At 67.1% G+C, this 12,118-nt stretch carries 13 protein-coding genes; 4 read left to right on the top strand and 9 right to left on the bottom strand.

Annotated features, from left to right (window positions below; all coding sequences use genetic code 11):
- Nucleotides 1-94: 94 nt before the first annotated feature.
- From Aph01nite_RS30160 to guaB, 5 genes are all read right to left on the bottom strand, one after another.
- Nucleotides 95-1,210 carry a GuaB3 family IMP dehydrogenase-related protein gene (locus tag Aph01nite_RS30160; RefSeq protein WP_204044420.1) on the bottom strand — a complete coding sequence of 372 codons (1,116 nt, stop codon included), beginning with the start codon at nt 1,208-1,210 and terminating at the stop codon, nt 95-97.
- 291 nt (nt 1,211-1,501) lie between these two features.
- Entirely contained in the window at nt 1,502-1,873 is a 372-nt protein-coding gene (locus Aph01nite_RS30155) for a hypothetical protein (RefSeq protein WP_204044419.1), read from the bottom strand.
- A 179-nt stretch (nt 1,874-2,052) separates the two neighbouring features.
- A complete protein-coding gene (locus tag Aph01nite_RS30150; protein WP_204044418.1) occupies nt 2,053-2,514 on the bottom strand; it encodes a type II toxin-antitoxin system VapC family toxin in 462 nt (153 codons plus the stop codon).
- Nucleotides 2,501-3,310, bottom strand: coding sequence for a hypothetical protein (locus Aph01nite_RS30145; RefSeq protein ID WP_204044417.1), 810 nt, complete (start codon nt 3,308-3,310; stop codon nt 2,501-2,503). The genes Aph01nite_RS30150 and Aph01nite_RS30145 overlap by 14 nt, the downstream gene beginning before the upstream one ends.
- 118 nt (nt 3,311-3,428) lie before the next feature.
- Nucleotides 3,429-4,910, bottom strand: coding sequence for an IMP dehydrogenase (guaB, locus tag Aph01nite_RS30140; RefSeq protein WP_204044416.1), 1,482 nt, complete (start codon nt 4,908-4,910; stop codon nt 3,429-3,431).
- Nucleotides 4,911-5,316: 406 nt separating this feature from the next.
- Here guaB and Aph01nite_RS30135 point away from each other — a divergent pair, with 406 nt between their 5' ends.
- On the top strand, nt 5,317-6,327 hold the full coding sequence (locus Aph01nite_RS30135) for a helix-turn-helix transcriptional regulator (protein WP_204044415.1): 1,011 nt from the start codon (nt 5,317-5,319) through the stop codon (nt 6,325-6,327).
- Nucleotides 6,328-6,376: 49 nt separating this feature from the next.
- Nucleotides 6,377-6,754, top strand: coding sequence for a DUF5319 domain-containing protein (locus Aph01nite_RS30130; protein WP_155336792.1), 378 nt, complete (start codon nt 6,377-6,379; stop codon nt 6,752-6,754).
- On the opposite strand, the gene Aph01nite_RS30125 is transcribed toward Aph01nite_RS30130, so the two are convergent.
- The 4 genes from Aph01nite_RS30125 to groES all read right to left on the bottom strand — a co-directional run bounded on the left by Aph01nite_RS30125 (nt 6,715) and on the right by groES (nt 9,831).
- Entirely contained in the window at nt 6,715-6,876 is a 162-nt protein-coding gene (locus tag Aph01nite_RS30125) for a hypothetical protein (protein ID WP_155336793.1), read from the bottom strand. The genes Aph01nite_RS30130 and Aph01nite_RS30125 overlap by 40 nt on opposite strands.
- Complete coding sequence (locus Aph01nite_RS30120) at nt 6,873-7,499, bottom strand: sigma-70 family RNA polymerase sigma factor (protein WP_155351735.1); 627 nt, start codon at nt 7,497-7,499, stop codon at nt 6,873-6,875. The genes Aph01nite_RS30125 and Aph01nite_RS30120 overlap by 4 nt, the downstream gene beginning before the upstream one ends.
- Before the next feature lie 268 nt (nt 7,500-7,767).
- A complete protein-coding gene (gene groL, locus Aph01nite_RS30115) occupies nt 7,768-9,393 on the bottom strand; it encodes a chaperonin GroEL (RefSeq protein WP_204044414.1) in 1,626 nt (541 codons plus the stop codon).
- A 126-nt stretch (nt 9,394-9,519) separates the two neighbouring features.
- Entirely contained in the window at nt 9,520-9,831 is a 312-nt protein-coding gene (gene groES / locus Aph01nite_RS30110; protein WP_155351715.1) for a co-chaperone GroES, read from the bottom strand.
- A gap of 328 nt (nt 9,832-10,159) precedes the next feature.
- On the opposite strand from groES, the gene Aph01nite_RS30105 reads away from it, so the two are divergent.
- Nucleotides 10,160-10,795 carry a Uma2 family endonuclease gene (locus Aph01nite_RS30105; RefSeq protein ID WP_239162098.1) on the top strand — a complete coding sequence of 212 codons (636 nt, stop codon included), beginning with the start codon at nt 10,160-10,162 and terminating at the stop codon, nt 10,793-10,795.
- 21 nt (nt 10,796-10,816) lie between these two features.
- Nucleotides 10,817-12,028 carry a class I SAM-dependent methyltransferase gene (locus tag Aph01nite_RS30100; RefSeq protein WP_204044412.1) on the top strand — a complete coding sequence of 404 codons (1,212 nt, stop codon included), beginning with the start codon at nt 10,817-10,819 and terminating at the stop codon, nt 12,026-12,028.
- Nucleotides 12,029-12,118 lie beyond the last annotated feature (90 nt).

Here is a 12,118-nt window from a genome sequence, read left to right as displayed (position 1 = left end):
GCGGCGAGAAGCGTCACCTGCGTTAACGGCGCCGGATAACGACGAGAACCTGGCGCTGGGTCCAGATTGGCGCTCTTATCCCGGGTGAGGGTGGTTACTGCGGTGGGGCGACGACGACTTCGACGCGCTGGAATTCCTTGATGTCGGAGTAGCCGGAGGTGGCCATGGTGCGCTTGAGGGCGCCCATCAGGTTCATGGAGCCGTCGGCCACGGACGAAGGGCCGTGCAGGATCTCGGCGAGGGTGCCGATGGTGCCGAACTCGACGCGGCGGCCGCGGGGCAGGTCGGGGTGGTGGGCCTCGGAGCCCCAGTGGAAGCCGCGGCCGGGGGCCTCGACGGCGCGGGCCAGCGGGGAGCCGACCATGACCGCGTCCGCGCCGCAGGCGATGGCCTTGGCGATGTCGCCGGAGCCGCCCATGCCGCCGTCGGCGATGACGTGCACGTAACGGCCGCCGGACTCGTCCATGTAGTCGCGGCGCGCCGCGGCGACGTCGGAGATGGCGGTGGCCATCGGGACGACCACGCCGAGCACGTTGCGGGTGGTGTGCGAGGCGCCGCCGCCGAAACCGACGAGCACGCCCGCCGCGCCGGTACGCATCAGGTGCAGCGCCGCCGTGTAGGTCGCGCACCCGCCCACGATCACCGGAACGTCGAGCTCGTAGATGAACTGCTTGAGGTTGAGCGGCTCGGCCCGCCCGGAGACGTGCTCGGCCGACACCGTGGTGCCCCGGATGACGAAGATGTCGACACCCGCGTCTATCACGGCCTTGTGATGCTGCACGGTGCGCTGCGGGGAGAGCCGCACGGCGGTGGTCACCCCCGCCTCGCGGATCTCGGTGATCCTGCGCCCGATCAAGTCGTCCTGGATGGGCGCGGTGTAGATCTCCTGCAGCCGCCGCGTCCCGGCCTCGGCGCTCAGCGTGGCGACCTCGTCCAGCAGAGGCTGCGGGTCCTCATACCGAGTCCAGAGCCCTTCCAGGTCCAGCACGGCCAGCCCGCCCAGCCGCCCGATCTCGATCGCCGTGTACGGCGACACGACGCTGTCCATCGGGCTCACCACGACCGGCGACTCGAACCGGTAGGCGTCGATCTGCCAGGAGATCGAAACCTCCTCGGGATCCCGCGTCCGCCGGGACGGCACGATGCCGATCTCGTCCAGCGCGTATGCCCGGCGGCCGGTCTTACCCCGGCCGATCTCCACCTGAGTCATGTGCTCGTCCTCGCCCAGTACGTGTGCGTTAGGTATTGCCCTACGTACTGTAACGAAACTAGAGACCTCAGCCGCTTGTAGCCCCGGCCGGTGAGGTCGTCGACCGGGGTGGCTGAGTTCGATATGCGTCGCAGGTTGTGCCTGTCTGAGGTCAGGCGGCTTGGCCCTCCCGCGCGGGCGTGCCCGCTGGTGGCGTCGGGGTTGACCGGAATGAAACTGACCTCGAAGCCCAGACGGCGGAGCGCGGCGCATCCGGGTTCGATTCGCCCCCAGATCGCCGAAGCGTCTCGTCTACGTCAGCGACGCCAAAAGCCGACCGAACGCGGTGAGATCCGGGCAGATGATCGGATAGCCGTAGGACGAAGGACGCTTCCCCTTGTTGAACTTCTTGGGGAAGAGACGCAAGCCTTCGGCATGCCGGATCCCGCCAGGGCCTCCAAGGCCAGCGTCCTGAGGCAGACGATCCAGATCAGTCTCGGGGTGCAGGAAGACGGCGATGATATCCCGCTTGGTGCGTTGCCTGTCGAGGTAGACGGCGGTATCGCCGTGGACGAACTCGCAGTAGTACTGCACCGGTTCTCGGTTGAGCGAGAAGTTGTGCTCCTTCGCGAGGGCGACCAGACGCACTTCAAGTTCGGTGAGCGGGTGGTGTTCCTTGGCCATCCTGAGCTCCTCACGGTTAAGAACGCCGATACCGGCGATCCTAGGGAGCCGTGTCGTGACTCTTGCTGATATCACCCCTTCCGCTCAGCGTTTGCCCAGCCTCGGCGGCCGAACGGCTCGATCTTGCCCAGAAGCAGCCCAACGCGAGATCCCGACTGCTCCCCAGTAGGGACGACGCGTCAATTTCCGAAGAGCTTGGGATCTCCCAGCTCGTACGGCTCCGCGATCCACACTCCGTCGACCCTGCCCTTCCCCACGAGCTGCTTATCGGACGTGAACAGGACCTCCGCCTCGGCGACCACGGCGGAAGCGACATGGATGGCATCCGGATTCTTCAACCCGTACGTATACGCGATTCGACGAGCCTCCAAGGCCACAAAGCGACTGAACTCGACCTGGACCAGGCTGGGACTGTCCAGTAAGGCGAGAGCAGCCCGATCCCGGTCGGGAGGATACGGCTCCGTGTTGGAGAACCCACGGACTTCGGTATAGGAGAGCGGCGAGATGTAGCCCCTGAGTCGTCCGGCGCGCACCAATTCGAGGGCTTCGACCACATGCTCGTGCCCTGGCCCGGCGGTGAGAACGTAGATCAGCGCGTTGGAGTCGAAGTAGATCGACGAGGGGGTGTTAGGAGGCGTCATACATCCGTCTCACATGATCGGCGGGGCCGAGGCCCTCCGTCAGGCCCGGATCGGCGCCGACAATCGAGTCCATATGGACGTCTTGTTCTGGAAGCTCCTCGATCCGCTTGAGCCTGATCGACAGAGGCTGATCACGCAGGTTGCGGGTGAGCATGCCCGAGATCTCCACCCGCTTGCCCAGCGCGGCCCTCACAGCATCGGTGTGCTCTCTGGCGAATTTGACCTCGACCCGACCACCGCGTTCCGTCCACAGGCCCGCAGTCGGAGACGAATGAATGCTCACGCTGTCCAGCCGACCGATCAGAGATCCGATCGACGTGTGTTTCACTCGCGTGGCCGAGCGTAGATTGTCGGCGCTTCGCCGAGTAACGGTGACACTGCGAAGAGGCCGACCGTCGTCGATCAGCTCCAGAAACATGCCGTCCGACTCGATCATCCCGAGAGCCTTGGCGAGTTCGATGCCGGTCTCAATCGCGGAGCTGGGCCAGTGCACAGGAAGAACCTCTTCGTGTTCAGCCTGTGAGAAACCGCTGATCGTCCAATCGAGAAGGTTGGCCATGAGCTCGCTGTCGGCGTTGTCGGCCAGCCGGTTCGGTGTGATGACGGTCGCGACGCTGCCCAGCCGGAGCTCCTCGATCCCCCAGGTGCTCCCGGCGGTGCCGATGGCGCCCGCTTCCATCTGGGAGAGGAGTGTCAGTAGCCTGGTGAGAGCCGTGAAGGCACGCAGCGCATCGGACGTTCCCGAAGTCCCAGCCACCACGGCTCTCAGCTGGATATGCGGACTCTTGTCGATCACCTGCGCACCCCCCTCCTGATTGCGCCATCATGACCCATCCTCCCGGATGCCGTACAGCACAACCCTTCCATTTGGGGAGCGTGGCACAACGATTGCTTTTCGAGGGAAGGCCCCGGCTCTAACGACGGTGGTAGTTGGGAGCCTCGACCGTCATCTGGATGTCGTGGGGGTGGCTTTCCTTGAGACCGGCGGCGGTGATCTGCATCAGCTGGCCGTGGTCCCGCAGATCGGCGATGGTACGCGAGCCCGTGTACCACATTCCCTGGCGGACCCCGCCGACCAGCTGGTGGGCGACGGCGGCGACCGGGCCGCGGTAGGGCACCTGGCCCTCGATGCCCTCGGGGATGAACTTGTCCTCGCCGGAGATGCCGTCCTGCGCGTAGCGGTCCTTGCTGAAGGAGGCGCCGCCGCGCTCCCGGTTGCGGACCGCGCCCAGCGACCCCATGCCCCGGTAGGACTTGAACTGCTTGCCGTTGATGAAGATCAGTTCACCGGGCGACTCCTCGCACCCGGCCAGCAGCGAGCCGAGCATGACCGCGTCCGCGCCCGCCGCGATGGCCTTGGCGATGTCTCCCGAGTACTGCAGGCCGCCGTCGCCGATCACCGGCACTCCGGCGGGCCCGGCCGCCAGCGAGGCTTCGTAGATGGCGGTGACCTGGGGAGCCCCCACACCCGCGACCACCCGCGTGGTGCAGATCGAACCGGGGCCCACGCCGACCTTGACCGCGTCCACGCCCGCGTCGATCAAGGCCTGGGCGCCGGCGCGGGTGGCGATGTTGCCGCCCACCACCTCCACCCGGCTGTTGGCCTTGATCTTGGCGACCATGTCGCAGACGCCCTTGGAGTGGCCGTGCGCGGTGTCGACGACGATCACGTCCACGCCGGCCTCGATCAGCGCGTGCGCCCGCTCCTGCGCGTCGCCCGCCACGCCCACGGCGGCGCCGACCATGAGGCGGCCGTCGGCGTCCTTGGTGGCCAGCGGATACTGCTCGCTCTTGGTGAAGTCCTTGACGGTGATCAGGCCCTGGAGCCGGCCCTGCTCGTCGACCAGCGGCAGCTTCTCGACCTTGCGGGAGCGCAGCAGCCGGAACGCCTCCGCGCGGGAGACCCCGACCGGCGCGGTGACCAGCGGCATCTTGGTCATGACGTCGCGCACGGGCAATGAGTGGTCGCTCTCGTAGCGCATGTCCCGGTTGGTCACGATGCCGACGAGCACGCCCGCCTCGTCGGTGACCGGCACGCCGGAGATGCGGTAGCGCGCGCACAGGTTCTCGACGTCGGCCAGGGTCGCGTCCGGCGTGCAGGTGACCGGGTTGCTCACCATGCCCGCCTCGGACCGCTTCACCAGGTCGACCTGCTGCGCCTGGTCCTGGATCGACAGATTCCGGTGCAGTATCCCGATCCCGCCCTGGCGGGCCATGGCCACCGCCATGCGCGCCTCGGTCACCGTGTCCATCGCCGCCGAGATCAGCGGAATGCGCAGCGTGATGGATCTCGTCAGCCGGGTCGAGGTATCCGCGTCCCCCGGCTGCAGGTCCGAATACGCAGGCACCAGCAGAACGTCATCGAACGTGAGCCCGGGTTCGGTGAACTTCCCCATAATCTGCGCCCCTCCCGCCAGGAGACCCGCCCTAAGTCCCCGCTGGTCAGTGTAGTAGCCCGCCTCCACCGCCAGACCCCACCCTGTGGATAACCCGGGGCGGACGCGACGGACGACCCCCGCCAAGCCGGAGCGCGACCGAGCCCGAGGCGCGTCGGGGGCTCGGTCAGATCACGATGGGGCCGCTCACACGTCGCCGAGCCCCCCTCCGCGCCCGAGTGACGCGACGCCCCACCGCGCCGACGCTGCGTCAAGGATGCGTCACCCTGAGTCCCGCCACAATGTCCCTTCCTGCAACTACACGAAGCTGCACCACTCCGGATCGCAATCTGTGAACCCCGGGACAACCCAGAATCGCCGGGTTATTCTCGCCACTTACCGCCACGACCTGGGGGAACGGATGCCGATGCGCGCGACAAGCACCCGTGCCGACCAGCCGAGCGCCGATCCGCTCGCGCAGCTCGGCCTCAGCCCGGCCCAGACCGCCCTCTACGCCGCCGTGCTGCGCCTGCACCGCGCCGGCCTCAGCGAGATCGCCGAGGCCGCCGACACCGCGCCGGAGCAGACCCAGGACGAGCTGGCCGGCCTGGTCCGCCTCGGCGCGGTGGACGAGCAGGCGGGGCAGTACGTGGCCCGGCACCCGGCGGCCGCGATCGGCCGTCTGATCGCCGCCCGGCTGGACCGGCTGGCCGAGGAGAGCCGCCAGATCGACGAGGTGCTCGCCGCCGTCGGCGGCCTCACCGACCAGTACGACGCGGGCCGCGACCACCAGACCGGCACCTTCCCGATCGAGTTCGTCAGCGGCGCGGACGAGCTCTACGAGAGCATCGTCGGCCTGGCGCTCCAGTCCCCGCCCGCCGATCTCGTCTCGGCGATCCCCGACCAGCGAACGATGAATGATTTCGTACAAAAATATGCGGACTCGTGGATCAAGGCGCTGGACGACGGGCTGCTCTCGGCCCGGACGGTGGTGCCCGCGGCGTCGCTGGCCGTACCGGGCGTGAAGGAGGCGCTGGAGCGCCTCACGGGGGCCGGCGCGGGGGTGCGGGTGCTGGACCGGGTGCCGAGCTGGTTCTTCGCGCTGGGACGGGCGGCGGCGGGGCTGCCGGCCGACTGGGGCGGCTCGATGCCGGGCAGCGCGTACAACTGTTACCTGGTCAGGGCCCCGAGCGTGGTGGACGCGCTGCGCGCCCTGTTCGACGCGTTGTGGGCGCGGGCGACGCCGTTGCGCTATCCCCCGGGGGCGGTGCAGGTGCTCCGGCTGGCTTCGCAGGGCCTGTGCGACGAGACGATCGCGCGGCTGCTGAACCTTTCGGTGCGCACGGTCCGGGCCAGGTTCGCGGAGGCGATGACCGAGCTCGGCGTTCAGTCCAGATTTCAGGCGGGCGTCGAGGCCACGCGGCGCGGCTGGCTGTAAACGGGCTCATCGAGCCCATCAAGTCGGGTCCTGGTCATATGGTGGGATCGTGCTGGAAGACGTCCCCCGCGACCCGTTCGCGGACGACCCGAACGACCCCGCCGTTGAGCTGGGCGAGCTCGACGACCCCGAGCCGCTCACGAGCTCGGAGCGTGACGAGGCGCTGACCGACCTGGCCGACGTGGAAGTGTTCCGCTCCCTGCTGGAACCGCAGGGAGTGCTGGGGCTTGTCCTTGACTGCCCGGAATGTGGGGAGCAGCACTACTTCGACTGGGACCTGCTGCGCGGCAACCTCCGCCAGATGATCGACAACGGACGCCCGCAGGTCCACGAGCCCGCGTTCCAGCCCGACCCGGCCGACTACGTCAGCTGGGAGTACGCCCGCGGCTACGTCGACGGTGTCATCGACACCGAGGAGAGCCGCTGAGCGTCGTAGAAGCTGTCCACATCGGCGACCAAGGCCCTGAGCACCAGGATCGCCGGATCAGACGAGCGAACCGCCTCCCGGCGGGCCAGCGCGTCGAGCACCACGTCAACGTCGTGTGTCACGCAATCGACTCTAGCTCTGCCATCTGACGAAGCCGGGCCAACGCGCGATGCTGGGCCACCCGGACCGCCCCCGGCGACATGCCGAGCACGTTCCCGGTCTCCTCGGCCGACAGCCCCGAAACCACCCGCAGGATGAGCAGTTCGCGCTGGTTGTCCGGTAACCGGGACAGCAGCGCCCGCGCGTGCTCGGCCTCGATGTAACGCACCACGGTCTCCTCCGGCCCGGGCCCCTCATCGGGCCCATCCGGAAGATCCTGAGTCGGTACGGCGCTGCGCACCGAACTCCGCAGCGCGTCCGCCACCTTGTGCGAGGCGATCCCGAACACGAACGAGGCGAACGGGCGGCCCATGTCCCGGTAGCGCGGCAGTGCCGAGAGCACCGCGATGCACACCTCCTGGGCCACATCGTCCGCGATGTGGTAATGACCGGAGACCCTCCCCAGCCGGGCCCTGCAGTAGCGCACCACCATCGGGCGCAATTGGCCCAACAGCGATTCGATTGCTTTGCGATCTCCTGACACGGCAAGGCTGGTCAGTTCCCTGAGGTCGGACTCATCCGATCTCGTCGCAAGCCTTACCCCAGTTGCGGCGTCGGCGACGCATCCCTCGGTCACGTTAGGCATGATGCCCGCCACGATCGTGCATGTCCCCATGGTGGACGGATACGGATTGGTCACATTGACGCGTCGATAACCCGGCGTAATCATGCGATCACCGAGGCGTTTGAACATTTCAGAAGAAAGCCAAAAACGCGGCAATTGTGTCAGACGTTCTGACAGGTCAGAGACCGTGCGACGTCTTATCCGGTTGTTAGGTTTACCAGTTCCTATATAGAAGAACGGCCCCCGCCTCAAGTGGCGAGAGCCGTACTTCCCTGATTTCTACTGTCCGCTAGTGGCCATGCCCGTGGCCGTGGCCGTGGCCGCCACCGGCGGCGGGGGCCTCCTCCTCCGGCTTGTCCACCACGAGAGCCTCGGTGGTGAGCAGCATGCCGGCGATGGACGCGGCGTTCTGGACGGCCGAGCGGGTCACCTTGACGGGGTCGATGACGCCCTGGGCGATCAGGTCGCCGTACTCGCCGGTGGCCGCGTTGAGGCCGTTGCCCGGCTTCAGCTCGGAGATCTTCGAGGTGACCACGTAGCCTTCGAGGCCGGCGTTCTCGGCGATCCAGCGGGCCGGCTCCACGAGGGCCTTGCGGACCACGGAGACGCCGGTGGCCTCGTCGCCGGTCAGGCCGAGGTTGTCCAGCTCCTTGGTGACGTGCACGAGCGCGGAGCCGCCACCGGAGACGATCCCCTCCTCGATCGCGGCGCGGGTGGCCGAGATCGCGTCCTCCAGGCGGTGCTTCTTCTCCTTCAGCTCCACCTCGGTGGCCGCGCCGACCTTCAGCACGCAGACGCCGCCGGACAGCTTGGCCAGCCGCTCCTGCAGCTTCTCGCGGTCCCAGTCGGAGTCGGACTGCTCGATGGCGAGCTTGATCTCCCGGATCCGGTCCGCGATGGCGGACGCCTCACCGGCGCCGTCCACGACGGTCGTGGAGTCCTTGGTGACGACCACGCGGCGGGCGGTGCCCAGCACCTCCAGGCCCACGTGCTCCAGCTTGAGGCCGATCTCCTCGGAGACCACCTCGGCGCCGGTGAGCGTGGCGATGTCCTGCAGCATGGCCTTGCGGCGGTCGCCGAACCCGGGCGCCTTGACGGCGACCGAGGTGAAGGTGCCGCGGATCTTGTTGGTGACCAGGACGGCCAGGGCCTCGCCCTCGACGTCCTCAGCGATCACCAGCAGCTGCTTCTTGGTCTGGGCGACCTTCTCCAGCAGCGGCAGGAAGTCGGCGATGGAGGCGATCTTGCCCTGGGTGAGCAGGATGTACGGGTCCTCCAGGACCGCCTCCATGCGCTCCTGGTCGGTCACCATGTACGCCGACAGGTAGCCCTTGTCGAACTGGAGACCCTCGGTGAACTCCAGCTCCAGGCCGAGCGCGTTGGACTCCTCGACGGTGATCACACCGTCCTTGCCCACCTTGTCGAACGCCTCGGCGATCAGCTCGCCGATCTTGGCGTCCTGCGCGGAGATGGTCGCGACGTGCGCGATCTCCTTCTTGTCCTCGACCGGGCGGGCCGAGTCGAGCAGCTTCTCGCTGACCGCCTTGGCGGCCAGGTCGATGCCGCGCTTGAGCGACAGCGGCTGGGCGCCGGCCGCGACGTTGCGCAGGCCCTCGCGCACCATGGCCTGGGCCAGCACGGTCGCGGTGGTGGTGCCGTCGCCGGCCACGTCGTTGGTCTTGGTGGCGACTTCCTTGGCCAGCTGCGCGCCGAGGTTCTCGTACGGCTTGTCGAGCTCGACCTCGCGGGCGATGGTCACACCGTCGTTGGTGATCGTCGGCGCCCCGAACTTCTTGTCGATGACCACGTTGCGGCCACGCGGGCCGAGGGTCACCTTCACAGCGTCCGCGAGGGCGTTCACGCCACGCTCAAGAGCGCGGCGGGCGTCCTCGTCGAACGACAGGGTCTTCGGCATAGTAGTCCTCTCAGCATCCGGGCCTCAGCGGAGAACCCCGGACAGAAAACTCAGACAGAAAGCCCGGCCACGTGCGCCGGACAAGAAAGCCCCGGGCGCTGGAGGCACCCGGGGCTTCTGCACGTCTTACTTCTCGATGATGGCGAGCACGTCACGGGCGGAGAGCACCAGGTACTCCTCGCCGCCGTACTTGACCTCGGTCCCGCCGTACTTGCTGTAGAGGACGACGTCGCCCTCGGTGACGTCGAGCGGAACCCGCTTGCTGCCGGACTCGTCCCAGTTGCCGGGGCCGACCGCGAGGACCTTGCCCTCCTGCGGCTTCTCCTTGGCGGTGTCCGGGATGACCAGACCGGAAGCGGTGGTCTGCTCGGCCTCAAGCGGCTGAACCACGATACGGTCGCCGAGCGGCTTAACGGGAACCTTAGTGGCGGTCGTCATGATCGGACCTCCCCTTCAGATTGCGATGAGTGAGCTGAAGAGGCGACCAGTGGCCTGCCGTCGCGGGTGTCAGACCTGCCTCGTCGCGTTTGATTGGCACTCTCCCTAGGTGAGTGCCAACACGAAACAGTATGCACAACCCCGGACGCAGTCAACACGAACGCCCTACGCAGGTCAGCCAACCCGTCCGCCCCTCGCGAACACCGTTGCGGGGGTGGCGAAGACGTCGATAACGGGAACATCATCGACTTGATGATGAATCATCAGAGACTCCAGCCGACAGGAACGTAGTCGAATGACCACGAACGGCGACGATGAGGGCCCTACGATGGGGGATGTGACCAGCGCAGCGGAACAGTGGAGCCATCCGGCTGAGGATGTTCTAGCTAACTGGCCCTATCCCCCCGAGGGCGGGTGGACGGCCGACGACCTCGATCGGCTTCCCCTCGACGGGCCCAACGGTGAACCGGATTTCTTCAAGCGCGTCGAACTCATCGATGGAGCTCTCGTCTTCATGTCCCCCCAGAAGAGATTCCACGCTCGCGTGCAGCATGGGCTGCATGTCCGCCTGAACGAACAAGCTCCTCCAGAGCTTCGGACGGTGAGCCAAATGGACATGAGGCTGGATCGCGAATGGCGGCCCTGTCCGGATCTGGCGGTCATCGACACCGAGGCGGACGACGACAATCTCACCTTCTATCCGCCTGAGGTGATCCACCTGGTCGTCGAGATCGTCTCGCCTGAGTCCGAGCATCGGGATCGTGTGGTCAAGCCGCCGAAGTACGCCAAGTGCGGGATCCCGAACTTCTGGCGAATCGAGAACAATGAGAACAAGCCGGTGATCTACGTCTTCGAACTCGATCCCGCCACCAGCGCCTATGGACTGACAGGTATCCATCACGGCCGCCTGAAGGTCGAACTGCCCTTCCCCATCGACATCGATCTCGCCGACTTGCCGTTCTGATCAGGTCGATACCGTCAGGGCATGGATCTGGAGAGCTTCGAGCGGTTGCGTACTGATGAGGGGCGGCGGGCGCTTGGGGCGGCCGTTGAGTTGGTACGCGCTGGGGTCGGTGCCGTGGGGGCGGCCAGTTCGATGCGGAAGGCGTACGACGCGGGGTTGGTGGGGGCGGCGCTGACGCAGGCGGGGTTGCGGCAGCGGGCGGTGGGGAAGTTCGGGGCGGATGCGGAGGTGATGTTCTTCACGCCGCAGGGGCTTGAGCAGGCGACGCGGGCGGAAGTGGCGGAGCATCGGGCGCGGGAATTGGTGAAGCGTTGGGGGAAAGGGGCGGCCGGGGGGCTGTCGGTGGTGGATGTGTGTGCGGGGGTCGGGGGTGATCTGGTCGCGTTGGCGCGGGCGGGGTGCCGGGTGGACGCGGTTGATATCGATCCGCTGACGGTCGCGGTGGCGCGGGCCAATGTGGAGGCGCTCGGGCTGAGTGCGTCGGTACGGGTGGCGGATGCGGAGTCGGTGGATCCGGGGGCGTATGACGTGTTGTTCGCCGATCCGGCGCGGCGGTCGTCCAGTCGGCGGACTTTTGATCCGAACGCGTACTCGCCGGCGTGGCCCGTTTTGGTGGAAATGATTTCGCGGGCTCGGCGGGCGTGTTTGAAATTGGCGCCTGGAATTCCCTATGAGTTCATTCCTGAGGGGAGTGACGTGGAGTGGGTGTCTTTTCGGGGGGAGGTGAAGGAGGCGGTGCTCTGGGTGAGTTCTGGGGAATCGGCCCCCGTGGTTACTGGGGAGCGTTTCGCACGGCGGGCGACTTTGCTGCCGGAGGGGGATGATCTGATGGCCACGGGCGTTCAGGCAGCGGTCGGGCCGGTTGGGCGGTATCTGTACGAACCCGACGGGGCGGCCGTACGGGCGCATCTGGTCGGGGAAGTGGCCGAGACGGTCGAAGGGTGGCTGATCGATCCGCAGATCGCCTACATCACCAGCGACAAGCGCGGGCACAGTCCGTGGGTGGCCGGGTACGAGGTCCAGGAGGTCATGCCGTTCTCGTTGAAGCGCTTGCGCGCCGCGCTCCGGGAACGTGGTGTGGGCGTGGTGACGATCAAGAAGCGTGGGTCCGCGGTGGACGTCGAGAAGCTGCGCAAGGATCTCCGGATGGCGGGCGGCAACTCGATCGTGGTCATTCTCACCAGGATCGGCGACCGGCCCGTGGCCATACTCGCCACCGAAATGCCCCATTGATCACCGCGACCGCTTGACGAGCGCACACCCTCGTCGCTGCCAGAATGCGCACATCACAGGCCCTGCGATCGCTCGATGGGCACAAGCCCA

The sequence above is a fragment of the Acrocarpospora phusangensis genome (assembly GCF_016862995.1).
Lineage (GTDB): Bacteria > Actinomycetota > Actinomycetes > Streptosporangiales > Streptosporangiaceae > Acrocarpospora > Acrocarpospora phusangensis.
This window is presented reverse-complemented; position numbering and strand designations above follow the sequence as displayed.

Bases quoted from the DNA above. Each gene is read 5' to 3' on its own strand.
- Aph01nite_RS30160 (WP_204044420.1), bottom strand. From the start codon at position 1,210: ATGACTCAGGTGGAGATCGGCCGGGGTAAGACCGGCCGCCGGGCATAC.
- Aph01nite_RS30155 (WP_204044419.1), bottom strand. From the start codon at position 1,873: ATGGCCAAGGAACACCACCCGCTCACCGAACTTGAAGTGCGTCTGGTC.
- Aph01nite_RS30150 (WP_204044418.1), bottom strand. From the start codon at position 2,514: ATGACGCCTCCTAACACCCCCTCGTCGATCTACTTCGACTCCAACGCG.
- guaB (WP_204044416.1), bottom strand. From the start codon at position 4,910: ATGGGGAAGTTCACCGAACCCGGGCTCACGTTCGATGACGTTCTGCTG.
- Aph01nite_RS30135 (WP_204044415.1), top strand. From the start codon at position 5,317: ATGCGCGCGACAAGCACCCGTGCCGACCAGCCGAGCGCCGATCCGCTC.
- Aph01nite_RS30120 (WP_155351735.1), bottom strand. From the start codon at position 7,499: ATGCCTAACGTGACCGAGGGATGCGTCGCCGACGCCGCAACTGGGGTA.
- groL (WP_204044414.1), bottom strand. From the start codon at position 9,393: ATGCCGAAGACCCTGTCGTTCGACGAGGACGCCCGCCGCGCTCTTGAG.
- groES (WP_155351715.1), bottom strand. From the start codon at position 9,831: ATGACGACCGCCACTAAGGTTCCCGTTAAGCCGCTCGGCGACCGTATC.
- Aph01nite_RS30105 (WP_239162098.1), top strand. From the start codon at position 10,160: ATGGGGGATGTGACCAGCGCAGCGGAACAGTGGAGCCATCCGGCTGAG.
- Aph01nite_RS30100 (WP_204044412.1), top strand. From the start codon at position 10,817: ATGGATCTGGAGAGCTTCGAGCGGTTGCGTACTGATGAGGGGCGGCGG.